The organism is Tissierella sp. P1 (genome assembly GCF_002266425.1).
Taxonomy (GTDB): Bacteria; Bacillota; Clostridia; order Tissierellales; family Tissierellaceae; genus Tissierella; species Tissierella carlieri.
Genome location: NZ_NPMN01000001.1, coordinates 155,417 through 179,871, shown reverse-complemented (window position 1 = coordinate 179,871; position 24,455 = coordinate 155,417). Strand labels below are relative to the sequence as shown.

The following is a 24,455-nucleotide window of genomic DNA, read 5'->3' as shown; positions in this document are numbered from 1 at the left end:
ATTCTAAACAACTTTCTTCGCATAAAATATTGGCTTTTTTGTATCCATATCCATCGTTATCTCAGCTCTGACTTTGAAAACTTCCTCAAGTACCCTAGATTCTAATATGGTCCAAGGATCACCTTGACTGTATATTTTTTGATTGTTGATTACAATAAGTTCATCTGAATATCTAGCTGCATGATTTATATCATGTAGTACCATAACTATGGTTATTCCTTCTTCTCTATTTAGTCTAGATACGAGATCCATTATTTCTAATTGATGACATATATCAAGATAAGTTGTAGGTTCATCTAGTAGTAAGATTTCTGGCTTTTGTGCAATGGACATTGCTATCCAAGCTCTTTGTTTTTCTCCACCTGAAAGGGTATCTATTTTTCTATTTTGAATATCTGTTACTCCTGTTTTTTCCATAGCCCATTCAACTATCTTATCATCTTCATCATCTATGCCTTTCCACCAATCTTTATGGGCATACCGACCATATTGAACTAATTTTCTTACTGTTATATCGCTTATGGTATTATTATTTTGATTCAATATAGCCATCTTCTTAGCTACATTCTTATTTTTCATCTCGAATATATTGTTCCCATGCAAGAGAACCTTTCCTTGTCTTGGTCTTATACTTCTGCTCATAGTACGCATTAAGGTAGTTTTCCCACATCCATTCGGTCCAATAATAGAATAGACCTTTCCTTTTTCTATCCTTAAATCTATTCCTTTTAAAACATCTTTATTTTTATAGCTTATGCTTAAATCCTCAATCGTTAATATAATATCTTCTTTCATCTATTTACTCCCTTCTCAGCAAGAATAAAAAGAATGGTGCTCCTAATACTGCCATCACAATACCTACTGGTATCTCTGTAGGACTTAGAAAGGTTCTTGCAAAGGTATCACTAAACATTAAAAGCACAGAACCCAATAAAGTTGTTGCAGGAAACATATAGTTATAATCGTTTCCCATTATTAGCCTTATGCTGTGAGGTACTATAAGACCTACAAAACCTAAAAGCCCTACAACACTTACTGCACTTGCAGCCAGAAAAGCTGCTAAAGCTGTAAATCCAAATCTTGTAGCTTCTACATTTAACCCAAGACCCCTTGCAACATCATCGCCTAATATTAAAATATTAAGTTTTTCTGCAAATATATTTACTAAAATGACTCCTATTATGGTATAAGGTAAGATTGTCTGTACCTCTGGCCAGCTTCTTGAAGAAAGGCTGCCATTCATGAAAGTAAGAGCCCCATGGACACGATCACTATAAAAAACCAATATACCCGAAATACCAGCTCCAAACAAAGCAGATACAGCTACTCCTGCTAATATTATCCTTGTTGTCTGTATTCCACCTTTCCAAGATAAAATATATATTATAAATGCCGCAGTCATGGCCCCTATAAAAGCAGCAATTGGTACTAGTCCTATATGCTGGGGTAAAATAACTAATACAGCAATTCCAAAGAGCCCTGCACCACTGCTTATACCAATGATACTTGGATCGGCTAAGGTATTTTTCATTACTCCTTGCAAAATAGCACCTGACAGAGCAAGATTTGCACCAACTAAAGCTGCTAGTATCATCCTTGGTAATCTGATATTCCAAATTACCATTCTTTCTGAACTTCCATCGTCCGTCATAATAACCTCAAATATACGCCTTGCCCCTACCTCAAGAGTCCCTTTAGTATTTCCCAATATAAAAGCTACAAAAAAAAGTATTACTAGAATAGCAATAATAGCTACTTTATAACCTGTATTGTCTTTAAGGGAAATATCATTTTTCATCCTGTTTATTCACCTCTCCATATACTTCTGGATATATACTTCTAGCCATATATTCTATAGCTTCATGATAATAAGGTCCTGCATTATATAAAAAATATTCTTGTGGAAGATGAACAACACGACCCTCTTGAATAGCTTTTACTCCATTCCATACTGGATTTGTTGCAAATTCTTCTTCTATAGCTTTTACAGCCCCCTCATTGCTGGAAATCATACTTGTAACCAAAATATAATCTGGATTCTTGTCCACTATATACTCTATATCTAATGGAGTAGTTTCTGATCCTATGGTATCAGGTGGTAAATCAGAAGCAATATTTTTAAGTCTCAGTATTTTAGCTATATCCCCAGCTATACTGTTATCAAGCTTAACAGCAAGGGTTTTAGATGTTATGTATAATATGACTACAGATTTATTCTCCTCTGGTAATTTAGATACGATTTCCTTTTTCTGTCTTTCCAGCTCTTTTATCTTTGTTTCAGCTAACTCTTCCTTTTCAAGTATTTTTCCAAAAGCTTTATAAGTTGATACCACATCATCATATCCTCTTATATGAGTAGTAATTACATTGAAACCCATTTCTCTCAATTTCTTTGCTTGTGTTGACTGAGTTCCAACTTGGGCTATAATCAAATCTGGTTTATGAGGTATTACAGATTCCATATCTATAGAATATACTGGTCCTATTGTTGGAAGGCTTCGTATTTCTTCTTCGTATTCAGGTATAAGCTTTACATTATCTGATACATCAGATGTACATACAGATTTTCTGCCCAAATCATACCAGATATTTAAAGGAGTACCAGATAAAACAGCTACCTTTTCTGGTTTGTTTTCTAAAATAGTTTCTTTTTTAAGAAAGTCTTTTACTTTTAAAGGATACATATCTCCTTCTACAGTTATTGATAACTGACTATCCTCTGTCTTCTCCACATTTTTCGTATTGCTTAATCCTCCCGCACCAGTAGTGTTAGTGCAGCCTGAAACACTGGATATCATTATAGCTAAAGTCATTATCCACAATACCTTTTTATAACCCTTCATACTTTTCATCCTTTCCTTTTTCATAAATAAAAAACTTCAACCCTCATAGTTCCCTACGATTGTTGAAGTTTCTAAGCCTGTTAAATAAAAATCCTGTATATGATAAATCTTAAAGTAAGTTCTATCAAAAAACCTCCTGAAAATAATCAGAAGGATAGCGAAATAAAACAATTTAACATAATATACTAGCTTTCTCCATCCACCGTAGAGTTACTTTTGCTAATAAATAGGAAGGTATTCTGACTTAAGCCTCATCATCTTTTCTGTCTTCCCAGTTTCCCAGTGACATTTAGAAAAGACTCTTCTTTTACAGCGGCGGGACCGTGCAAGATTTTCACTTTGCTTCCCTATTACTTATAGAATTCTAATTCTATAAACCTATTTATTCCATATTCAATTTTCATCACCAATTATACTATATAAATAATTATTAAACAAGTATCAGCAAATGTATTTGTTATTATTTTGCTAATAAATATCCCCTATTACTTTTTTCTTCATTGACATTATATAATCTTTATAGTAATATGACAGGAACAAATTATTAGATAAAACAGTTAGGAGAGTAAACATGAAAATCGCAATTGGAATATGTGAAAAAATAAATGGTAAGTGTTCTACTATGGGATGTTTTCGAACATACAATAACAAGGAAAAACATTTTTCTCAATACAAGGATATAGAAACTGAACTTATATCTCTATTCTCATGCAATATATGTTCTATGGATTCTAAAGAAAATATAATTACTATTGCAGAGAGACTGAAAGATTCTGGAGTAGATAGAGTACATCTAGGGGCTTGTGCTGTTAAATGCAAGGCTGATAGAAAAGATGAAATTAAAGAAATCTTTGAATCTATGGATATAGAGGTAGTAGAAGGTACTCATTAAGGTAAAATAAAATGTACATAATCTGATTAAGGTAATATTTATGGGATTGCCAAATAAGGATATAGAGTTGTTTAATGAATTGACTTTTAAGGCTTGAGAAAATATATAAGACACAGGTGGAGCATAATTGCTCTCTTGTGTCTTATACTCATTATACTAAAACTAATTTCCCTTAATATTTTTATTTATCCTATTAATTTCACTACTTCATTATATTTATATATCCAATTTTCCCAATACATGAACCTTTATTTCTTTCTGATCCAAATGCTGTAAGTATATCTGACCTGTACAATCAAAGATTTCCAATACTCCATATTCTTTTAATTCTTCAGCGGTGATTTCTTTAAACATATCATGTCCTACTAAGAAAACTACTAATTCAGCACCTAATATTGCTTTCGTAAAATCATTTTCTTGATTTTCTAATTTATCTCTTGAAATAGGATCATAAGCTGAATAATTGATATTTAATGATTCCAATTCTTTTATAATATCCAACGTAGGACTGAATCTTGTTTCCTTCACATTACCAGCATAGGTTGTCCCTAATAATAAAACCTTACTTAGATTATTCTTATCCATTATCTTTTTTATATCATTGGCTACTTTAACTGGCATATAATCATTTCTTGCTCTAGATTCCTTAATAATTTTAGCTTCATTGGGAGCCAATTGTGCTAAAAACCATGGAACAACTGGAATACAATATCCTCCAACACCAGGTCCTGGCCTATGAATATTAACCCTTGGATGCATATTTGCCAACTCAATGACTTTCCATGGATCAGCTTTGGCTTCTTCACAAATTGTTAGGACCTCATTGGCAAATGCTATATTAATATCTCGAAAAGTATTTTCCACTACCTTGACCATTTCTGCTGTTAGAGCATCAGTTTCTTTTATTTCACTTTTGACAAAGGATTCATATACTTTTTTCGCAAGCTCCGCAGCCTTCGGAGTAACTCCTCCTACTACTCTATCATTATAAACCAATTCATTTAATGTGTTTCCAGGCTTTACTCTTTCTGGCATATGTGCAAGATAAAAGTCATCAATACCACTTAGGCCGTTACTTTCTAACATAGCTTTAATAGCAGTTTCTGTTGTTCCTGGTGCAATTGTAGATTCAACAATTACCAAATCTCCTTTTTTTAATACCTTTACCAACTCTGTGCAAACTGCTTTTATATGATCTAAACAAATTTCATTGTCCACTACTAAAGTAGGTACTGCTATAATGAATACATCCGACTCACTTATTTTATTCTCCAATGTCAGATTTTCATTATTCAGAACCTTACTTAACATATTATTTAATTCAATATCTTCCGTCTCTATTTCACAATTAGCAATTTTTGATAAGTATTGTTCATTGATATCAATACCTCTTACCTTGTTTCCTGCATTGGCTAACAAAACTGCTGTGGGAAGTCCAACATATCCTAATCCTATTACTGAAATCATTTTTTTATCTCCTTTCGATGGAATTATCACAAGAACAAAGTCTGTAAATAAATCGATAAATCCATTCTGATCTTTCCATAGATACTACTATAAATCTCCGTAGCATCTATGGTTTAAATCTTTTATTTAAATATAACTTTACTATCATTGTATATTTAGTCTATTTGACTCGTCAATAATATATTTTTCGACATCGTTTTGCAACATTCGACAATATTGTCATTATGCACTCATGTAGGAGGACAACCTTTCTATGTGAAATTATTCTTATCATATTAAGACTAGTCAAGCTTTTTATTTTCCTCATGAATCAGGTTCTTAATCTCTCTATCTCTCTACTTCTATAGGATTAGTCAATATTTAATTTGCCAAGTAGAATCCTTTCATCATAAATATAATCGATAAAAATAGTATTTTATTTTATATTAAGCTGGGAAAACCATTCCTCTGGAGATAAAGCTTCATCTATTACATTGTTTCTATCTCCTAGTAATTCTTTGCATAGAATCATCATAATTTGTCCTCTTAAACCATCTATATTACCTGCTTCAAACTGAGAAATCATATATTGAAGAGCTTCTTCCCCACCATTTTTTATAATTTCTTCGTATTCATTCTGATGCATGTCAATATAAATCCATGGATTAGATGCATCTTTAGGTGATGACATTATAATACTTAAGTTTTCCTCTACTATATCTACTATTTCCTGAGAAATCTTATTATCTGACTCTTCTATTTTGCCGGATATCCATTCATTTGTATTATTTATATCGTTATAGTCCTCTCCTGTCAATTCATTGATAAATGCATAGGGCTTCTCTACATAATATTTATTTCCATCCTCATATATATAATAAATCTCTCCTATTACCTCTATCCTTTTATAATCTTCTACATATGGGGCATCATTTACACTTAGCCTTTTTGTTCTCCTTCCATTGTTGATTAAAGCCAAAATATCCAGCTCATAAGCAATATTATCTTTTGCTAAATTATCCATAATTTTCTGAGATAATAAATCAAATTGCTCCATATTAGAAGAATCCTTCCATATATCCTTGTTCATATTATTATTTGCCCAATCTCTAGTTCGCTGAATTAATTCATCATTTTCCCCATCATCTAAAACAAAGTTTACATATTCAACATTACCAACTAATGCAAATATTAAAATAGCATTTTGATCAAAAACATTCTGATTAGCTGCTCCAGAGAAATACTCCCTTACGGTCCTTGAAGTATCATAAGTTATCTCTATTACATAGGGTTCTTCCTTAGTAAAAAGCTCTACCTTTGACCTAGTTAACACCTGTGATATAGGAAGTCTATCTACTATATTAACTACCTTTACATTGTCCCCTACATATTCAGTTCTGTTTTTATATATTTCATAAACGGAGAAATCTGTTTTTTTAGGGGATAGGGTTTTAGGATTAGACAGCAATACAATTCCCGTTGTAATGACAACAAATATACCGATAAACACAATCCAAAACCTAGGGCGCTTATAGTTTAATACATTCTTTATTCGTCCCTTAGTATTTCCTCCACCAAAGCTAATAGGGGAAATCAAGCCATTTTGTTTTATTGATATGGAAAGTAAAGAATTAGAATAACTTCCTCTGATATCTTCCCTTGATTGTTTCATTACACTTTCATCACAGGACATCTCCATATCCTTCACCATTAAAACAAAAGATATCCAAATTATGGGGTTAAACCAGTGTATTGCCAGTGCTATAAATGCAATAGGTTTAATAAGGTAATCTCGTCTTTTAATATGCATCTGCTCATGTTTAAGTATATAATCAAAATCATTCATATCTAACCCAACAGGTATATAAATTTGGGGTTGAATAAATCCAAGTACAAAAGGCGTACTAATTAAATCTGTTTCATAAATATTATCTTGGATCAATATAGCAGTAGCTAGTCTATGTTTTAATTTAAAATAAGAAAACAGTCCGTAGGAAAGTAAAATTATAATACCTAAAATCCATAGCCTAGAGCCTATCCTTAAAGCTAATTCCATAGGATTAACACTTGTTCCAGAGTCAGGAACTTTAATTGGTTTTTCATTTACAGCATTTATCATATTGTCAGTTGTCTCAACATTATTGCTTACGTTAGGGACTTGAGTATAAATTACCTCCTTTGAAATATCACTAGAATACATTAGACTTAAACTACTTTCAAAGGAGAAAGGACAGATCAATCTAAATAATACTATACCCCAAAGTATATATGAAAATATCTTCGGCACCTTTTTTAGCAATAATCGTACTATCATAACTCCTAAGGCAACATAACTTGCAGTTAGACTCATATTTATTATAGCAATAAAACGATCTATCATTTTGTTGCCTCCTCTATCATTTTCCTGATTTTCTGCGCTTCTTCTTCTGATAATTTTCTATCCTTCAAAAATGTTGCAATAAAAGCTGGGAGTGAACCATCAAAAGATTTTTCTAAAAGAGCCTCAGTCTCATATTTTTGCACCTGTTCTCGTCCAATTAATGATATAACAATAGCATTTTCATTTTGCAATATCCCTCTCTCTGATAGCTTTCGTATCATATTATATGTGGTTGGCTTCTTCCACCCTAATCTGGAAAAGCATATTTTTGAAAGCTCAGTGGAGTTTATTGGTTCGAGCTCCCAGATGATATCCATAAATTTATATTCTGCATCAAAAAGTTTAAATTTTTCCATTTTTATTCCCCCCTTTGGTTTGATGTAACAAACCTTTATGCCTATAGTTTATCCCGACAAACCTATTCTGTCAAGAATAATTTTTTACTGTTGTTTATGTATTTTAATATTATCCTAATAATAGAAGTAATAATACATTAGACTTAGTTTATAATTTATATAAAAATATACCCCTCTAGAGTTATTTGTTCTCTAGGGGGTAAGTATATTGAACTAATATTCTTATGGTAAAATCTAAATCTCTTTTAATAGAAAATCTTTAATATGCTATAGCTCCCAACCACTTGATTCTGCCTGTATTGTCCATAGTTTTTTATAAAGACCATTCCTGTCCATAAGTTCATCATGTGTTCCTTCTTCTGCAATTTTTCCAGATTCCATAACAATGATATTATCCGCATCTTTAATGGTCTTAAGACGATGGGCAATTACTATGACTGTTCTTCCTGCTATCAGCTCGTTGATTGCTCTTTGTACTTCCACCTCATTTTCTGGGTCTAGGGAAGCTGTTGCTTCATCAAGTAAAACAACAGGAGCATCCTTTAGCATAGCACGGGCAATAGAAATACGTTGCTTTTCACCACCTGAAAGAGTGCAGCCTCCTTCTCCAACCATAGTGTCAAATCCCTTTGGAAGCTTCATAATAAAGTCATAGCAGCAAGCTTTTTTAGCTGCCCTTATCATTTCTTCATCTGTAGCATTCTCTTTTCCAAAACGAATATTATTGCCTATTGTATCTTGAAACAGATATACATCTTGAAAGACCATTGAAATTTTTTTCATTAACTTCTCAGGATCAAGGGTTGATTCATCAATGCCTCCAAACATAACTCTACCTTTGCTAGGATCATAAAATCTGGCACAAAGTTTCAATATTGTACTTTTACCACTTCCAGATGGTCCTACAAGAGCTGTCAATGTTCCTTGTTTCATCCTTAAGGAAACATTATGCAAAACATCTTTGTCTCCATAACCAAAGGAAACATTTTCAAACACGATATCAGTACTACCGTTAGGTGCTTTATCTCCACCCATTTCCTGCTCATTCATTAAATTTAAGATACGCTCTCCTGCCCTCTCATCATAACGAAGCTCCGCATATTTCATCAATGCAGATGTAAGAGGATCATATACCCTAGAACCTATAACTAGAAACATTACAAAGGTTAATACGTCTAAAGACCCTCCTATCAATAAATAGGTACCCGTTAAAATCATTAAAGTTAGACCTGCACGAATAAGGGTAATGGAAGTAAGAATAATAGGTCCTGATAAAGCTTCAAATCGAATACATTCTTTCATTAATTTTCTAAAAGAATTCTCAAGACGAGCAAATTTTTCCCCTACAAGATTATAAGCCTTCATAACACGGATACCTAGCAAATACTCCTGCAAGCGATTACCTGCATCTAGCTTTGACTTCATTTGTCTATCTGCCATACGTTTTTGAAGTTTTGAACAACCCCATAGTAAAAGTATTGTAATAGGCAGAGCTATAAACATGGCAACGGACATACGCCAGTCAATCCATAAGAGAGAAATAAAAGCAATAAAAGGCATAACTAACGCACCAAATAATTGGGGAACAATATGAGATACCCCTGTTTCAATCAAGGTAAAATCACCCATCATCATATTAGCTAAATCTCCCGGATCACGACTTGTAATATAACCTAATGGAAGTTTACGAAGATGTTCTGCAAGATTAGCCCTACCCTCTGCAGAAAGTGCATAAGCATCCCGATAGCTATGACGATATGCAGGCTTTTCAGCAATAAACATCACTATCATGTAAGCAAATAATATACCAATAATCTTCCAAAGTCTAGCCATATCAAGTCCTGTGCTAGAACCATCAAAAGCGTTAAATATAATCTTTATCACTTCAATAGAAAACATAAAGGGAACTACATTGACTAAATTAGCCAAGATGGTAAATCCTATGGGCTTTATAAGTTTTTTTGGTTGTCCTACGGTAATATTTTGAAAAATTTTCATGCTTTAGCACCTCCTACCTTCAATGTCCAATCATAAGCACTAGTATAAGCTTCCCACATTCGCTGATACAGACCTTCTTCAGCTACTAAATTATCGTGAGTGCCAATCTGTTCAATCCTACCATCCCTTAATACAATGATTTGGTTAGCAGTCTTTATAGAAGACAACCTATGAGCAATAACTATAACAGTCTTATCTTTAATAAGTTCTTTTAATGCAATCTGCATCTTATATTCATTTTCAGGATCAGCAAAGGCTGTTGCTTCATCAAGAACAAGAATAGGTGAATTTTTGAGAATAGCGCGAGCAACGGAAACCCGCTGTTCTTCTCCTCCAGAAAGGAATACCCCACCTTCACCTATAAGTGTGTTATAACCATCTGGCAGATTCTCAATGAACTCGTGACATTGTGCCGCTCTTGCTGCTGCATATACTTCCTCATCTGTAGCATTTGGTCTACCTACCTTAATATTTTCAAACAAAGTATCATAAAAAAGGAATGTATCTTGGAATACAAAAGATACTGTATTCATAAGTTCTCCTGTAGGTATATCTTTTATATTTACTCCGCCGATTTTTATTTCTCCAGTTTGGATATCCCAAAAACGTGGAATCAAGTTAGCCACTGTAGACTTCCCCGAGCCTGATGGTCCTACTAATGCAGTAATTTCTCCAGATCTAGCAGTAAAATTAATATCTGCCAAAGCTTCGACTCTTGTAGCCTCCGCCTTATTTTCATAGGCAAAAGATACATTCTTAAAGGAAATATTATAGCCGGAAGGATGCTTTGGCTCCAGAGTCTCTCTAACTGGTTCTTCAGCATATATAGCATCAATACGTGAAACACCTTCAAAAATCTCCCTTGTACCTGATGCAAGCATAGTCAATTTATATAAGGGTGACGATACACCAGGAGCCATTATAATAAAGAACAGATATACAAGGGCAAAGGAAATATTATTTGGATCACCGCTCATAATCAACAAACCAACAGGTAAAATAAAAGTTAAAAAGGAATTAAGCACTACAGTAAAAACCGCCATACCATTTTCAAATTTATCACAATAAGCAACTGCCCAATCTCTGTAGGCAATTAGATCATTATGAAATTTCTTGAAAGAGAAAACAGTTTGTCCGAATATCTTAACCACTGGTATTCCTCGTACATACTGTATAGCTGAAGAATGAATACGCTCCTGTGCATCAAAATAGGCCTTCATTGTATTCTGCGCTTTCTTACCGAACATCATTGAAGCCTGCATGGCTATACTAATAGCAAAAGCAATTATACAAGTAAGTGACATCCAGCCATTCAGACTAAAAAATATAGCAAACATAACGATAACTGTGGCTGCCACATTTACAAGATCTGGAATCGTATGGGCGACAAATAGCTCAATTCGTTCTACATCCTGCTCTAAATTCTTTTTTATAGCACCTGTTGCAGTACTATTTAAATATCCAAGGGGTAATTTTCCAATATGTCTTGCAAGTCCCATACGCATCCCATATAGAATACGGAAAGCTGCCACATGAGAGCAAATAATTGCAGCATATAAAAGAAGAAGACCTGCAATCAATCCAGCAAATGCAATCCATCCCCATCTTGTCATCATGGTACCATCTACCAGAGAAATATTTCCTCCACTTCTCAGCAATTCTCCTAAAATCTGATAAACAGATATAAAGGGCACCAGCATACATGCTGCACTCAATGCTGCCAAAATACCTGATATTATTAACAATAATTTCTTCTCACCAGCTATTTCAAACAGACGGGAAAGCCCCTGCTTTTTCTTAACTTCTTGCTTCATAGCTAATACTCCTTTCTCAAATAGAAATTGGTTAGTCTAAGCTAACCATCCTCTATTATAATCATTATTATTTTTCTGTTCTACTCCGTAAAGCTGATTTAGCTCCAATCAGACGAAAACTTATTTTGCTTTCACTTGTCTAATATCAAAGAACTTTGGAGTACCTGTGAAATTATAATCTTCAATTCTATCAGTATTGAAAACAATCATATCCTTAACATAAGTAAGAGGAATATTTAGCACTTCATCATTGCTATATTTAATAAGGTAATCAAAAATTTCACCAACTCTATTTTTATCATCTGCAGTAGAAAATTCCCTTATGCCCGCTATAAATTTCTCACCATCAGAAAGAGATGCTATTGCAGGTACATGAGGTGAGGAATCCAACATTGGGGTAAAGAAATTATGAGGTGCGGAATACGGCTGTTCTGTACACCAGATAGTCAAATCGTAATTACCCGAAACTCCTTCTTTCCACCAAGTATACATATCTTGTCCTATAGTTTCCAGCTGAATCCCAACCTCTGCAAGCTGACTTTTGATTAATGTAGCAATGGATTTATTCAACACCTCACCAGAATCATAGGTAAAGACAAGCTTTAATGGAATTCCATCCTTTTCACGTATACCTGTTGCAGTATTAAGTTTCCAACCAGCCTTGTCTAAAAGTCCCTCAGCTTTAGTTTTATCATATTTTCTTATTATATTAAGTTCTACATCAGTATAAGGTATACCTGAATCAAATAGTTTATCTGCTACCTCTTCATAGCCATAAGTCAATCCTTTTGAAATGGTTTCCTTATCTATGGCATAAGCTATAGCCTCACGAACATTTATATCTGCAAGATTTTTACTTCCTGCATTTACGGCAAGATTTCTCGTTTCAGAATTCACATTTGATATTTTACCCTTAATATGGTTCATAGAAATTGCCTGCTGATATTCATCATAAGAAATTAATACATTTCCATATAACATATCAATTTCTCCATTTTGTAGTGCTTGAAGTCTAGAAGCTGATTCATGTATATATTTAGCCATGACTTCATCATAATATGGTTGTTCTCCCCAATAATCTTCATTTCTTGTGAAACAAGTATATTCACCACTTTTGTTTTCCTTATATATATAGGGGCCTGTACCCACAACTTCTTTCATATTCTGAAAATTACCTTCTTCAATGACATTAGGAGAAACCATGACTAGAACTTCTGGGTAACAAAGGTCATTTAAGTATGCAAAATACGGATTATCATAATGTAATGTTAAAGTATAGTTATCTATAACCTCTGCATTTTTTAAATTAGCAACGGCCTTCAATGCACGATGATTTGGATTTAAGTGGAAATATTCTAAGTTCTTTTTCACTGCTTCAGCATTGAAATCTACACCGTCATGGAATTTCACTCCTTGTTTCAGATGAAGAGTAAGTTCAGTACCATCTTCATTGAATTCCCAGCTTTCTGCAAGAAGTGATTTTATTTCACCTTTATCATAGGTCACCAGTCCTTCGTACACTAACTTAGTAGCACAATCATTCTGTGGGTCCATATTTAATGGATATAAAGTTGTCAACTCCGCACTGGTAGCAAAAATTAGTGTCTTTTTCTGTATCTCTTGCTCTTCTTTTACAGTTTTTACATTTGGCTGAGAAGTACAGCCAGCTAAAACTCCACACATAATAATTATACATATTCCTATAGACAATAATCTAAACCATCTATTTCTCTTCATATTTTAATTCTCCCTTCAATATGTTTTATCCCTTCACGAATTATTTTTCCATCTTTAATCTCTAGAATTCTATCTGAAACCCTATAAGCACTATTCATATCATGAGTGACAAATAGACAAGCACAGTTAAATTCTTGGTGATATTTTTCCAGCACAGTCATGACCTCATCAGCAGAAATCAAATCTAGACCACTTATAACCTCGTCAAGAATTAGATAATCAGGCTGAATAGACAAAGCTCGTAATAAAGATAATCTTCTTTGCTCCCCTCCTGATAATTGCCTTGTTGGAACTTTAAGTAACCTTCGGTCCATACTAATCAGCTCCATTAAAGTATATATACGATTTTTACGCTCTTTACTGCTTAAATTGGTCAAATTAACCAATGCTTCTTCTATATTTCGATAAACTGACAACATAGGGTTGAGGGTACCTGATGTATCTTGAAATACAGCCTGAATCTTTCTTCTGTTTTCTCTCCATACTTTATAGCTCCAATTAATAGTTTCTTCACCATCTATTAATATACGACCTGAAGTAGGCTTTTCTAAACCAATCAACAGACGAGCAAGGGTACTCTTGCCTGAACCGCTTTCCCCTATAAGTGCAACATACTCACTTTTCTTTATATGTATATTAAGATCACTTAAGGCAGCAAAACTAGACTCTTTTTCATTCTTATATGATTTATATAAGTCTTGGATTAGTATTCCATCCATTCCCATTTCCTCCTATCTAGCTTTATATTGGCAGCGGAAAATTTCTTTGTCCATTCTTGCTTAGGTGACAGCAGGAGTTTCTCCATAGGACCTCCTTCAATGATTCTGCCTCTTTCCATCACTAGGATCATCTCACACAATGACTCTAGGGCAAATACATCATGGGAGATCATCAATATTCCTGAATCATTCATCTGATTCATCAATAGATCTAAAATCATATCTCTATTATCTTCGTCAAGAGTAGAGGTTGGTTCATCCGCTAAAATATATTTAGGCTTTAATCCTAGCAATATTGCCATAGATACTCTCTGCAACATTCCACCAGAAAGCTGCAGAGGATAACTCTCCATAACACGGCTCGTATCATCAAGATTCACCATTTGAAGCTTTTCTAGGGCTAAATGATATGCTTCCTCCTTTGATAATCTTAAACGCATCCGAAAAGTTCTATGATTTGCTTTCCAATCTTTATCCTCCTATCAAATGCAGTCATGGGATTTTGAGGAATATATCCTAATGTTGCACCACATAAATCACGTCTCCGACTAGAAGATAATGCAGTTAGTCCCAATCCATCTAATAGTATATCTCCCTCTTTCACTCGGCAGGTTTTCCCCAATATCCCCATCACAGCCTTAATTAATGTGGTCTTACCAGCACCGCTTTGCCCTGTAAGGCCAATAGACTCACCGTATTGCAAAGAAAAAGATATATCATTTAATAAATTTATATGTTTTTTCGATTCAACTGATAGATTTTTTATCTCAAGCATGGATCTCTCCTCCTTTTTCAACTGCTCCTGCCATTAGATTGAAAGAAAGAGCACATAAAAAAATAAATGCAATTGGATATAATATTATGTCTGGTCGCATAATAATAACTCCTCTGGATTCAGAAACCATTATCCCCCAATCAATTACATTATCTCCAAGTCCAATGCCTATAAATGAAAATCCTACTATTGCCATAATCATATCTGTACAAGAAAGGCATATATAATGTATTACATCTTTTATAAGATTTGGAACAATATGAACAAATAAAATCCGCCCTTGAGAGGCACCAGAAGCAATTGCACACATAATATAAGCTTTTTCAATTTCAATTTCAGTCTTAGTTTTTACTAGCTTAATCAAGCGCATAATTAAAGACACAGTTAAGGCTATGAGCATCGTTAGAACTCCATTTCCCCATGCCCCGATGAAGATCATCAAATATGCAATTGGAGGAATAGCAGTGACTGCATTCAATATGCTCTCCACTACCACATTTTGCTTATTACCTTTTTGCCCAAGTACCAGTCCTAAAAAAGTACCTGCAACAATAACAATGGCAGAGCCAATTAATACAATACCAACAGTTGTTCTTCCACCATAAAGAATTCTAGAAAGAATACACCTTCCCATATGATCAGTTCCTAGAGGATACTCTTCACAAGGTCTTTCAAGCTTAACAGTTAAATTCACATGGTTAGGATCATTAGGGGCAAACAAATAACCAAAGGCACAAAAAAGTATAATTAGTATTGGGACTGCAACTAAAATAGTTTCTTTCATCTTCTTCATGCTGCATCTACCTCCATCGCTTTTCTATGTTTTCGGAGACAGCCTTGTAAAACATCAGCTATGATATTAAATAATACAATGCTTAATGCTAAAACCAATACTCCAGCATGAATCATCGGTGAATCCCTATGAATTACACTATCTATAATCAGATGTCCAAGACCAGGTAGAGAAAATACACTTTCTACAACAGCAGCTCCTGCCATAAAAAGCCCTAACATTTGCAAAAAACTTGGGAGTAAATCCCCAACTGCATGAGGTAATGCATGAAAAATTAGAATCCGACTTTCCTTTAATCCTCTGCATCTAGCATAAAAAGCATAATCTTCATTCATCTCCCACTCAATACTCTTACCTAAAAGCTGAGAATAGAGCGCGATTCCAACTATGGAAAGACATAAAGATGCAGGAAGATACCTCATAAGCCCCACATTTCCAACAACAGACATAATACCAACCTAACTGCAAAAATATCTATATATACACTTGCAAGATAAAATGGGGGAATAGAGATGCCAGCAATACAGAAAAAGGTTAAAAAATAATTGGCAATACTATTTCTAAGAAAATAATATATAGGGCCAAGTATCAATATCCCAATAGTCATTATACAAGCCGATAGCAGTACAACCGTTAATGTAACAGGCAATACTTTTTGTATTTCTTTTACTACTGGCTGTCCATTTTTTAGAGAAATACCAAAATCTAAGTGCAAGGCATTTTTTGTCCACATAAAATATTGTAAAATCAAAGGCTTATTAAGACCAAGTTCTATTCTCGCCTCTTGAATTTGCTCTTCAGTTACAATAGGTGTATTTCTTTTTACATAGGCAGTAGCAGGATCAACAGGAGAAAGACGCATTAATAAAAATGAAAGAATTGTGACTATGAAAAGTGTTAAAATGATTTCCACTGTTTTTTCCAAAATATGTTGTATACTATCCTTCTTCATGAATCATCCTCCTAATATAATTACCTTTGGTTAGTCTATACTAACCTTTATACTAAAAAATATGCTGAAAAGCATATTTTTAGTATCATCAGAGAAAATTATAACTTTTTCTAAGGATAGTTTCTACTCCAAACCGTCAGATAATAATCCGTTTGGACGATTTGTTTTTCTATATTCCAAAGGTGACATACCCATAATATCTTTAAATGCAGATGCAAATTTACTGGAGTTATTATACCCTACTCTCCCAGCAATAGCAGCGACACTATCATTTCCTTGGCGAAGCATTACGGCAGCAGCCTGCATTCTATAGGAACGCATATAAGCATAAACAGAGGTTCCATAGACTGCCTTAAAACAAAGCTTCATCGCTGTTATAGGTATCTTGAAACGGTTAGATAATTCTTCAAGAGTATTATGCTGCTCCAAGTTCTCTGTCATATATTCCTTGATTTCCTTTATAATGTCTACTTGACTTTTATGAAAATATTGTCTTTCCTCTCTCTGTTCTGCAATATCTACAACACTAAGAAACAATAACAGCTCCAGTACTTTCAATTTAAAATATCCCCGCTTCACTTCATCAGGCACTGTATATAGTTCAAAGAAGATATGTTCTATAGAATTCTTAGCACGCATAATAAAACATCTATCTTTATGGCATAGCTTATCACGCAAAGAATATAAATTAATTGATATATCTTCCAATACACAAGAAATTGATCTTTCTGCCTCGCCAAGACAGATCACCACTGATACACCATGATAATGTTCTAGGGGAAAGCATGATTTTGCAGTCCTGTTACTTAACATATTTACGGCAAGATCACCCTCCTCTAGATATACATAGTCTCCATTTAGGAATTCACATTCAAATCGTCCCAGACGGCAATGATTAATTTCCATAATATCAGCATGTGGCTGTTTATTGTGAAAACAATCCCCCATATGAAAATCATTATAAATTAATTCAATACCTGGAAACACCTGATAGCTAGTCATGACACCTTCACCATCATGGTTTTTCATTTTGTATATCATACAGTCATTGTCTCGTTTAATCATCTCTACTTCAGGACCATATATACCTTTGTCTTTTGATAAAATACTCATATCTTTTCACCATCCTTACATCATTGATTTATATATCAGAAATAATCTCCTATATTTTCTTAGACCGCATTACCCATTGCTAACTTTAGCTTTTATACAGTTAGTTTAGACTAACTTATTTGAATATTAGTTTAGCATTATGAGATAGGGTTGTCAATCAGTGAAACCCTGTCCTTGAAAAAATAGCTAGTATATAATAACATAGATATAAAGAACAATTTTCCGGGGTGATATAAAATGAAAATACATGAATCGGCAGAAAATTATTTAGAAATGATTTTAATGCTTAGGGAGCGTATTGGACAGGTGCGTTCTATTGATATAGTAAACGAAATGGGATACACTAAGCCTAGTGTAAGCATTGCTATGAAAAGACTTCGAGAAAATGGATATATCAAAATGGATTCTGATGGATATATTACACTGCTAGATACTGGTCTTGAAATCGCAACAGAGATGTATAATCGACATAAATTCCTCGCACAATTTCTAATGGCTATTGGTGTTAGCGAAGAAATAGCACTTGCAGATGCCTGCAAAATTGAACACGATATAAGTGATGAGAGTTATCAATGCCTGAAAAAACATTTTGATCACTTCAAAGAAATGTAACAACTTATAAAGAGACAGCTTTCTTATATCAATTTTTCTTGATACAAGAAAGCTGTCTCTTTATCCTTTTACCTATTTTATATTTTGTTCTACAATATCTATTATTTCCCAAGAAATTTTATATCTATATTTCTCTTTTCAGTAAATATCCATCTTAGAATTTCTAAAAGATATGGATATAACATTGAAGTTGGATGAAATATTGTACTTATAATGCTAAAATTAAAATCTATTATTTAACTTTTTAGTGTATTTCAACTAGAAGCGGTTATATTTAAAAAATCCTCCCTTTGTATGAATACTAATCAGTTTCCATAGCAATTTTACATTTACTGTAGCTTTTTGTACAGCTTCAGGGTATTCATAGTGAAAGGAGGTTAAGAAGTGTCGATAAAACCACTATGCATAGATGAAAGCATAGATAATATTGTAAATACCTATTCAAATATGGTTTATAGGTTAGCATTTTCACAGACCCGAAATAAAAGCGATGCCGATGATATCTTCCAAGAAGTATTTTTACGATATATAAAGAATAAACCAAATTTTGAAACAGAAGAACATCGAAAAGCATGGCTTATAAGGGTTACTATTAATTGTGCAAAAAAACTGTGGACATCGTCTTGGGCAAAGAAAACTCAACCTTTAGATGATGAAATTGCTTTTGAAACTGAAGAGGATAATAATTTACATTATGAACTTAAAAAATTACCTATTAAGTATAGAACCGTTATTCACTTATTTTATTACGAGGATTTAAGTATAGAAGAAATCAGTCATATATTAAAGCAAAAACCATCTACAGTTAGAACTCAATTAACTCGTGGGAGACGTAAGCTAAAAGAAATATTAAAGGAGGACTATGATGTTTAAAGAAAAGTATCATCATATGAATGAACAAATAAAACCGTCATCTCAGCTTATAAATAATGTTATCTATGAAGGAAATAACAATAAAATGAAATATATATTTCACAAACCAATTGCCATAACTGCTTTGTTGATGATTTGTATATTTACAACAATTCCAGTATTATCAGCTACAGTACCAGCCATTTATGAAATTATATATCAAATTTCACCAAGTACTGCCCAATTTTTTAAACCTATCCAAAAATCCTGCGAGGATAATGGAATAAAAATGCAGGTAGAAGCTGCATATATTCATGATAATGCTGCTGAAATTTACATTACCATGCAAGATCTTATAGGAGAACGTATTGATGAAACAACAGATTTATTTGACAGTTATTCTATTAATCGCCCATTTTCCAGTGCAGCTGGCTGCACTCTTGTTGGGTATGATGCTAAAACAAAAACAGCTACGTTTTTAATTACAATTTCGGAATTTGACAACAAAAAAATAACAGGTAAAAAGCTTACTTTTTCAGTAAGAGAATTTTTAAGTGGCAAACATCACTATGATAATACTCCTATTGATGTGGATTTATCTCTTTTAGATAATAATATCAATACACAACTTGTGAAAATAACAGGCGGTGGTGGTATCAACTATGAAAAATATATGCCAGATTTTAAAACTATGGATTATGATTACAAGGTAAAAGTCCTTTCTAGTATAAATTCCATTGACTTTCCTGTTGATTACATAGAAATTACAGCTATAGGATATGTAGATGGTATGCTCCATGTCCAAACAGCAACAAAAAATAAGGAAACAACAGATAATCATGGTCTCATTTATCTAAAAGATAAAAACGGAAATAATATTCAATGTGATTACAATATCGGATTTAGAGAAAATATAACCAGTGAAAATAGAATAGATTATGATGAATATATATTTGATATTCCTCAATCTGAAATTGGGCAATATTCTTTATATGGTGATTTTGTTATCAGTGGACTGTTTACACAAGGTAATTGGGAAGTGACTTTTCCTATTGAAGAAATTAAAAAATAACTAATTATAAAAAGGCTTCTTTTGAAACTCATTTACTGAAAGTTCTCAATGCTAAAATATTAAAGACGAACTTTCCTATTCGTTATAATAAAGATTACTCCAGATAGTAAAATTAGATTAAAGAAAATATAAAGGTAATTGAGATAAAATTTTGGGGACAAAGCTTTTAGCCAACTACTAATCTAAAAGCCTTGCCCCAATCTTATTTCAGCATAAGCGAAAACACTATCAAAAATTTAATTGTATGAGAAAATCATCCTCTTTTATATAAATTCTACTATTTTATCCAAAGAACTATATACATCATTTTCATTAATTGCTGTAAAAGGTATTTTTATTCCAACTTCTTCTAGATAATTTTTTAATTCTTCCATAAATACGCCGGAACCTTTGACTTCCTTTAAAGTTTCAAGGATGCTTTCTAATTCATCATTATTTGAAATTTCTCCTCTGAATTCTCCAGAACAAGTATGATTAACTCCACAACTTGGACTTCCATCTATACCTACAACTCCTAAAATTTCATATCCCGCATCAATATAACTTTTAGTCTGTTGAACTATTGGTCTAAGCATTTCTCTACATTGTTCTCTATAAAATAAAGTATCAAATTGCTCCTTTACATGCCCCCATCTTTTTATTCCATATACAATCATTTCTGGACATGGAAGTTGAATAATACCAATATCTTTCTCTGCAATAAGATTTACAAATTCCTTAAAAATTCCCCCATACTGACTAAGACCTTCAACCTTGGAATTGGAATTAATGATACAATGACAGATTAATATTATCTTTTTATTCCTTTTCAATTGCCATCCTCCTTAACTATTAGATAATTATAGACCAATACAATGATTTTTCTTTAATTTTAAATATACTTCTTGTCCCAAAGCATAAAGTTCTAAATCATTAAAGAGTACATCCACTTTTAAAGAAACAGAATTGATATCAACTGTATATCTTATAATATTACCTTGAGGGAGTATATCGATAATTTTACCCGAAATAGAATATGAATCTTTGCAAGATTCCAACTCAACATGAGATATTTCAATAGTCTCTGGTCTAATTACAATTTTTGAATAAGTTGAGTACTCTTGATTTATTAATTTTGAGAATTGGCCCTTTTCCAATATATTGTAATTTCCAACAAAACTTGCCGCAAAAATACTTTTTGGATTACTATAGATTTCAAAAGGGGTTCCTGATTGTTCTATAATACCATCTCTCATTATATGAATTGTATCTGACATAGTCATTGCTTCATCTTGATCGTGGGTGACAAATATAGAAGTCATATTAAGTTCCCTGTGTATTTCTTTTATTCTAGCTTGTAAAGATTTACGAAGCTTCGCATCTACTGCACTTAATGGCTCATCTAGTAGTAATACCTTAGGCTTAGTGACAATACATCTTGCTAATGCTACTCTCTGCTGTTCACCACCTGAAAGCTGGTAGGGATATCGATTTTCATAACCTTGAAGATCAACTATTTTTAAGGTATCTTTCACAAGATCATCAATAGTGTCTTTTTTAACCTTCTTCATCCTAAGACCAAATGAAATATTATTATATACATTCATATTAGGGAAAAGGCTATATTGTTGAAATATCATTCCGATATTTCGATCCTTAGGATTCCGAAAGGTAATATCTTCTCCATCTAGAAATACCTTTCCACTGGTTACCCCTTCTAATCCTGCAAGACATCGAAGAAGTGTACTTTTTCCACAGCCTGAAGAACCGAGTAATGTAACAAATTCTCCCTTATGAATTGAAAGATTGGTATTTTTAAGGACATGATTTTCACCATAATATTTCTCTATATTTTCAAAAACAATATATGTCATGTTTATCTCCTTAATTTAATTAAATCATCTATAAACAATAAATTAAAGTTAATCTAACTTCTAATATGCTTTTCTTAGAAATTAGATTAACTGTTATAATATATTTTCAAAGAATTCTATTTCTCTAATGATTTTCTTGCATTATTTACATAAGACATATCAATCACATTTTCATATCCAATAGGGTTTTTAATAATTCCTTGTTCTAAGCAAAAACCTTCGATTGCATTATAGCCTTCCTCGGAAAAGAAACCATCATTAGAAAGTGACCCTCTCAATATGCCAACAATTTCAACCAAATCTCTACCTTCAAACATAGGAGAAACTAATTTTGCAAGTTCTTCATCAGTATGCTCTGATTGCCAAGCCATAGCTTTTATAACAGCATTTACAAATTTTTGAACTGTCTCAGGATTTTTTTCTGCGAACTCCTTAGTAACTGTAACCATTTGTGATTCATAATACTTAGAACCATAAAGTGCCTCATGCTGTATAGGATCTGAGGTATTAATTAAAATATTGGCATTTAGATTTTTAATCTCATTAATATGAATTCCATCAAAAAATGATGCGGCTATATTTCCTTGCTCAAGTGCGGCCAAAGCAGCTCCATACTCCATATTTATCCATTCAACATCATTCTCAGAAAGTCCTGCTTCTTCTAAAGCAGAAAGAACAAATGAATAAGGAGCAGAGCCTGGCATACCAGCAAAAATAGCCTTACCTTTTAATTGTTCAACGCTTGTGATTTCAGAATTTCCAGCAAAAATATATTGCTTATTCTTTACTGTTGAAATAACAATCTTAGACTCTAACCCCTCTTCAAAAGCACGAAGTACCGGCTCAGTAGATAACATACAAAATTGTGAATCTCCTGCATGCATCCCTTGGAAAGCTATTGGACCATCTTTAAAAACAACCCATTCAGTATCTAAACCCTCTTCCTTAAAATAACCTAGCATTTCAGCTGCATATACAGGAATCCAAGACTCCCCTCTCATTTCAGATATTACAACTTTCGTAAGATCAGAATCATTAGAAACATCTTTTGATGTGCATCCGGTAAATACTCCGGCTGCTAAACAAATTATAAGTACGATAATTATTGATTTTTTCATATTCTGCCTCCTTATTTAATTAGATTCTATGTATTTTTTTCATGATGTAGAGATAATCTTGTAACTGCTCTCCAACGCAGTAAATATGCCTCAATCTTATCAAGAATAAAATTAAGAATAATACCTACTACTAATAAAATAAAAATACATGACATAACACGAGCAATTTTAAAATATGATGACGCATAAGCAATCATCCATCCAAACCCTGCTGAAGCCCCCATGAATTCTCCAATGATTGCGCCAATTAAAGAAGCCCCTACACCATTACGAATACCAGATATTATCCAAGGCATACTAGATGGCAGCACAACATGGTATAGTGTTTGTATTGTTCCTGCACCCAGTAAATTGGCGGATTCAATAAGCTTAGGTTCTACATTTTGAATACCTGCATAAGTAGAGAAAAAAACATTAAAAAAGACCATTAATGCTGCAAGAAATATCTTTGATGTTAAACCTAGTCCAAACCATAATATATATACTGGTGCTAGTGTAAGTTGAGGTACACCATGAATAGCTGTAATTATCGGTAAAAAAATTTTACCTAATGATTGTACCTGTCCAAATAATAGACCAACAGAAATTCCTATAATAGTACCATAAAATAATCCAGCAAGTGCCTCACGTAAGGTTATAGATGTATGTTTTACTAAATCTCCGCTTAAAAAAAATTGTTTTAGATCTAAAACAATCTCACTTGGATAACTTGTAAAAAAAGCATTATAAAGCTTAAATCTAGCGGTAATTTCCCAGAAAGATATAAATAGAATAACAATCAATATTCTTGTAATAATTATAAAATTATTTTTTCTCTTCTCCATAATCACCATCCTTTCATATTGGTCCAAAATTGTCGAATATTGTCAACAATATAACGCTGTATACATATAATAATCTATCAATATAAGATATTGAAGTGTTATTAAAAAAATAATAGTAATTTAATTACTATTATTTTTCTTAATAATATATTTAATTTAAAATAACCTTGACATTGTTTTAGCTAAAATCTATACTCCGAACTTCCTCAACAAAAGATATTACCACTTAACTATATCCCCTTTTGTAAAATATTGCTATATGAATGGTTATATTGGCAATATTTTTACCTTCCCGCACATTGTATT

24 protein-coding genes and 1 riboswitch are annotated in these 24,455 nt (G+C 32.9%); of the genes, 4 read left to right on the top strand and 20 right to left on the bottom strand.

From position 1 onward, the window contains the following. Window positions 1-3: 3 nt before the first annotated feature. Genes CIW83_RS00855 through CIW83_RS00845 form a run of 3 tightly spaced genes read right to left on the bottom strand, consistent with a single transcriptional unit; the run spans window position 4 to window position 2,843 of the window. Window positions 4-795, bottom strand: coding sequence for an ABC transporter ATP-binding protein (locus CIW83_RS00855; protein ID WP_094898788.1), 792 nt, complete (start codon window positions 793-795; stop codon window positions 4-6). Window positions 796-799: 4 nt separating this feature from the next. Then, window positions 800-1,798: an iron ABC transporter permease gene (locus CIW83_RS00850; RefSeq protein ID WP_094898787.1), complete on the bottom strand. Its 999-nt coding sequence runs from the start codon at window positions 1,796-1,798 to the stop codon at window positions 800-802. Next, the gene (locus CIW83_RS00845) at window positions 1,788-2,843 is read right to left on the bottom strand and encodes an ABC transporter substrate-binding protein (RefSeq protein ID WP_094898786.1); all 1,056 of its coding nucleotides are present in this window, start codon (window positions 2,841-2,843) and stop codon (window positions 1,788-1,790) included. The genes CIW83_RS00850 and CIW83_RS00845 overlap by 11 nt, the downstream gene beginning before the upstream one ends. A 211-nt stretch (window positions 2,844-3,054) precedes the next feature. Beyond that, window positions 3,055-3,240: riboswitch (cobalamin riboswitch) on the bottom strand. Window positions 3,241-3,414: 174 nt separating this feature from the next. Here CIW83_RS00845 and CIW83_RS00840 point away from each other — a divergent pair. After that, complete coding sequence (locus tag CIW83_RS00840) at window positions 3,415-3,735, top strand: CGGC domain-containing protein (protein WP_094898785.1); 321 nt, start codon at window positions 3,415-3,417, stop codon at window positions 3,733-3,735. Window positions 3,736-3,951: 216 nt separating this feature from the next. On the opposite strand, the gene CIW83_RS00835 is transcribed toward CIW83_RS00840, so the two are convergent. The 13 genes from CIW83_RS00835 to CIW83_RS00785 form a co-directional block, all read right to left on the bottom strand. Then, a complete protein-coding gene (locus tag CIW83_RS00835) occupies window positions 3,952-5,202 on the bottom strand; it encodes a nucleotide sugar dehydrogenase (RefSeq protein ID WP_094898784.1) in 1,251 nt (416 codons plus the stop codon). 415 nt (window positions 5,203-5,617) lie between these two features. Continuing rightward, window positions 5,618-7,561, bottom strand: coding sequence for a DUF5301 domain-containing protein (locus CIW83_RS00830; protein ID WP_094898783.1), 1,944 nt, complete (start codon window positions 7,559-7,561; stop codon window positions 5,618-5,620). Beyond that, entirely contained in the window at window positions 7,558-7,917 is a 360-nt protein-coding gene (locus CIW83_RS00825; RefSeq protein ID WP_094898782.1) for a BlaI/MecI/CopY family transcriptional regulator, read from the bottom strand. Before CIW83_RS00825 ends, CIW83_RS00830 begins: the two co-directional genes overlap by 4 nt. Window positions 7,918-8,184: 267 nt before the next feature. Next, entirely contained in the window at window positions 8,185-9,915 is a 1,731-nt protein-coding gene (locus CIW83_RS00820) for an ABC transporter ATP-binding protein (RefSeq protein WP_094898781.1), read from the bottom strand. Further along, entirely contained in the window at window positions 9,912-11,729 is a 1,818-nt protein-coding gene (locus CIW83_RS00815) for an ABC transporter ATP-binding protein (protein WP_094898780.1), read from the bottom strand. Before CIW83_RS00815 ends, CIW83_RS00820 begins: the two co-directional genes overlap by 4 nt. A gap of 120 nt (window positions 11,730-11,849) precedes the next feature. Beyond that, on the bottom strand, window positions 11,850-13,466 hold the full coding sequence (locus CIW83_RS00810) for a nickel ABC transporter substrate-binding protein (RefSeq protein WP_094898779.1): 1,617 nt from the start codon (window positions 13,464-13,466) through the stop codon (window positions 11,850-11,852). Further along, on the bottom strand, window positions 13,463-14,185 hold the full coding sequence (locus CIW83_RS00805; RefSeq protein ID WP_201259612.1) for an ATP-binding cassette domain-containing protein: 723 nt from the start codon (window positions 14,183-14,185) through the stop codon (window positions 13,463-13,465). The genes CIW83_RS00810 and CIW83_RS00805 overlap by 4 nt, the downstream gene beginning before the upstream one ends. Further along, window positions 14,170-14,625, bottom strand: a complete 456-nt coding sequence (locus tag CIW83_RS24140) for an ATP-binding cassette domain-containing protein (protein ID WP_201259611.1) — start codon at window positions 14,623-14,625, stop codon at window positions 14,170-14,172. The genes CIW83_RS00805 and CIW83_RS24140 overlap by 16 nt, the downstream gene beginning before the upstream one ends. Beyond that, entirely contained in the window at window positions 14,616-14,960 is a 345-nt protein-coding gene (locus CIW83_RS24135) for an ATP-binding cassette domain-containing protein (RefSeq protein ID WP_201259610.1), read from the bottom strand. The genes CIW83_RS24140 and CIW83_RS24135 overlap by 10 nt, the downstream gene beginning before the upstream one ends. Beyond that, a complete protein-coding gene (locus CIW83_RS00795; protein ID WP_094898777.1) occupies window positions 14,953-15,753 on the bottom strand; it encodes an ABC transporter permease in 801 nt (266 codons plus the stop codon). The genes CIW83_RS24135 and CIW83_RS00795 overlap by 8 nt, the downstream gene beginning before the upstream one ends. Next, a complete protein-coding gene (locus tag CIW83_RS22525) occupies window positions 15,750-16,202 on the bottom strand; it encodes an ABC transporter permease (RefSeq protein WP_201259609.1) in 453 nt (150 codons plus the stop codon). Before CIW83_RS22525 ends, CIW83_RS00795 begins: the two co-directional genes overlap by 4 nt. Next, window positions 16,172-16,705, bottom strand: a complete 534-nt coding sequence (locus CIW83_RS22520; protein WP_201259608.1) for an ABC transporter permease — start codon at window positions 16,703-16,705, stop codon at window positions 16,172-16,174. Before CIW83_RS22520 ends, CIW83_RS22525 begins: the two co-directional genes overlap by 31 nt. A gap of 123 nt (window positions 16,706-16,828) precedes the next feature. After that, on the bottom strand, window positions 16,829-17,818 hold the full coding sequence (locus tag CIW83_RS00785; protein ID WP_094898776.1) for an AraC family transcriptional regulator: 990 nt from the start codon (window positions 17,816-17,818) through the stop codon (window positions 16,829-16,831). Between the two features lie 237 nt (window positions 17,819-18,055). Between CIW83_RS00785 and CIW83_RS00780 the strand changes: the two genes are divergently transcribed. The 3 genes from CIW83_RS00780 to CIW83_RS00770 all read left to right on the top strand — a co-directional run bounded on the left by CIW83_RS00780 (window position 18,056) and on the right by CIW83_RS00770 (window position 20,354). After that, window positions 18,056-18,430, top strand: coding sequence for a metal-dependent transcriptional regulator (locus tag CIW83_RS00780; protein WP_094898775.1), 375 nt, complete (start codon window positions 18,056-18,058; stop codon window positions 18,428-18,430). A gap of 384 nt (window positions 18,431-18,814) precedes the next feature. Further along, window positions 18,815-19,303, top strand: a complete 489-nt coding sequence (locus tag CIW83_RS00775) for an RNA polymerase sigma factor (RefSeq protein ID WP_094898774.1) — start codon at window positions 18,815-18,817, stop codon at window positions 19,301-19,303. Beyond that, window positions 19,296-20,354, top strand: a complete 1,059-nt coding sequence (locus tag CIW83_RS00770) for a DUF4179 domain-containing protein (RefSeq protein ID WP_094898773.1) — start codon at window positions 19,296-19,298, stop codon at window positions 20,352-20,354. The genes CIW83_RS00775 and CIW83_RS00770 overlap by 8 nt, the downstream gene beginning before the upstream one ends. A 263-nt stretch (window positions 20,355-20,617) precedes the next feature. Here CIW83_RS00770 and CIW83_RS00765 read toward each other — a convergent pair whose 3' ends face one another. The 4 genes from CIW83_RS00765 to CIW83_RS00750 all read right to left on the bottom strand — a co-directional run bounded on the left by CIW83_RS00765 (window position 20,618) and on the right by CIW83_RS00750 (window position 24,149). Further along, window positions 20,618-21,166 (bottom strand): CD3072 family TudS-related putative desulfidase, encoded by a 549-nt coding sequence (locus CIW83_RS00765; RefSeq protein WP_094898772.1) that lies wholly within the window; start codon window positions 21,164-21,166, stop codon window positions 20,618-20,620. Between the two features lie 27 nt (window positions 21,167-21,193). Next, a complete protein-coding gene (locus CIW83_RS00760) occupies window positions 21,194-22,207 on the bottom strand; it encodes an ABC transporter ATP-binding protein (RefSeq protein WP_094898771.1) in 1,014 nt (337 codons plus the stop codon). A 116-nt stretch (window positions 22,208-22,323) separates the two neighbouring features. Next, window positions 22,324-23,325 (bottom strand): ABC transporter substrate-binding protein, encoded by a 1,002-nt coding sequence (locus tag CIW83_RS00755; protein ID WP_094898770.1) that lies wholly within the window; start codon window positions 23,323-23,325, stop codon window positions 22,324-22,326. 26 nt (window positions 23,326-23,351) lie between these two features. Continuing rightward, window positions 23,352-24,149 (bottom strand): ABC transporter permease, encoded by a 798-nt coding sequence (locus tag CIW83_RS00750; RefSeq protein ID WP_094898769.1) that lies wholly within the window; start codon window positions 24,147-24,149, stop codon window positions 23,352-23,354. Window positions 24,150-24,455: the final 306 nt, after the last annotated feature.

What these genes read in the sequence shown, in the direction of transcription:
- CIW83_RS00750 (WP_094898769.1), bottom strand. Translation starts at nt 24,149, where the DNA reads ATGGAGAAGAGAAAAAATAATTTTATAATTATTACAAGAATATTGATT.
- CIW83_RS24140 (WP_201259611.1), bottom strand. Translation starts at nt 14,625, where the DNA reads ATGCGTTTAAGATTATCAAAGGAGGAAGCATATCATTTAGCCCTAGAA.
- CIW83_RS00795 (WP_094898777.1), bottom strand. Translation starts at nt 15,753, where the DNA reads ATGAAGAAGATGAAAGAAACTATTTTAGTTGCAGTCCCAATACTAATT.
- CIW83_RS00785 (WP_094898776.1), bottom strand. Translation starts at nt 17,818, where the DNA reads ATGAGTATTTTATCAAAAGACAAAGGTATATATGGTCCTGAAGTAGAG.
- CIW83_RS00760 (WP_094898771.1), bottom strand. Translation starts at nt 22,207, where the DNA reads ATGACATATATTGTTTTTGAAAATATAGAGAAATATTATGGTGAAAAT.
- CIW83_RS00840 (WP_094898785.1), top strand. Translation starts at nt 3,415, where the DNA reads ATGAAAATCGCAATTGGAATATGTGAAAAAATAAATGGTAAGTGTTCT.
- CIW83_RS24135 (WP_201259610.1), bottom strand. Translation starts at nt 14,960, where the DNA reads ATGCTTGAGATAAAAAATCTATCAGTTGAATCGAAAAAACATATAAAT.
- CIW83_RS00850 (WP_094898787.1), bottom strand. Translation starts at nt 1,798, where the DNA reads ATGAAAAATGATATTTCCCTTAAAGACAATACAGGTTATAAAGTAGCT.
- CIW83_RS00755 (WP_094898770.1), bottom strand. Translation starts at nt 23,325, where the DNA reads ATGAAAAAATCAATAATTATCGTACTTATAATTTGTTTAGCAGCCGGA.
- CIW83_RS00770 (WP_094898773.1), top strand. Translation starts at nt 19,296, where the DNA reads ATGTTTAAAGAAAAGTATCATCATATGAATGAACAAATAAAACCGTCA.
- CIW83_RS00845 (WP_094898786.1), bottom strand. Translation starts at nt 2,843, where the DNA reads ATGAAGGGTTATAAAAAGGTATTGTGGATAATGACTTTAGCTATAATG.
- CIW83_RS00780 (WP_094898775.1), top strand. Translation starts at nt 18,056, where the DNA reads ATGAAAATACATGAATCGGCAGAAAATTATTTAGAAATGATTTTAATG.
- CIW83_RS00835 (WP_094898784.1), bottom strand. Translation starts at nt 5,202, where the DNA reads ATGATTTCAGTAATAGGATTAGGATATGTTGGACTTCCCACAGCAGTT.
- CIW83_RS00810 (WP_094898779.1), bottom strand. Translation starts at nt 13,466, where the DNA reads ATGAAGAGAAATAGATGGTTTAGATTATTGTCTATAGGAATATGTATA.
- CIW83_RS00825 (WP_094898782.1), bottom strand. Translation starts at nt 7,917, where the DNA reads ATGGAAAAATTTAAACTTTTTGATGCAGAATATAAATTTATGGATATC.
- CIW83_RS00855 (WP_094898788.1), bottom strand. Translation starts at nt 795, where the DNA reads ATGAAAGAAGATATTATATTAACGATTGAGGATTTAAGCATAAGCTAT.
- CIW83_RS00820 (WP_094898781.1), bottom strand. Translation starts at nt 9,915, where the DNA reads ATGAAAATTTTTCAAAATATTACCGTAGGACAACCAAAAAAACTTATA.
- CIW83_RS00830 (WP_094898783.1), bottom strand. Translation starts at nt 7,561, where the DNA reads ATGATAGATCGTTTTATTGCTATAATAAATATGAGTCTAACTGCAAGT.
- CIW83_RS00805 (WP_201259612.1), bottom strand. Translation starts at nt 14,185, where the DNA reads ATGGATGGAATACTAATCCAAGACTTATATAAATCATATAAGAATGAA.
- CIW83_RS22525 (WP_201259609.1), bottom strand. Translation starts at nt 16,202, where the DNA reads ATGTCTGTTGTTGGAAATGTGGGGCTTATGAGGTATCTTCCTGCATCT.
- CIW83_RS00815 (WP_094898780.1), bottom strand. Translation starts at nt 11,729, where the DNA reads ATGAAGCAAGAAGTTAAGAAAAAGCAGGGGCTTTCCCGTCTGTTTGAA.
- CIW83_RS22520 (WP_201259608.1), bottom strand. Translation starts at nt 16,705, where the DNA reads ATGAAGAAGGATAGTATACAACATATTTTGGAAAAAACAGTGGAAATC.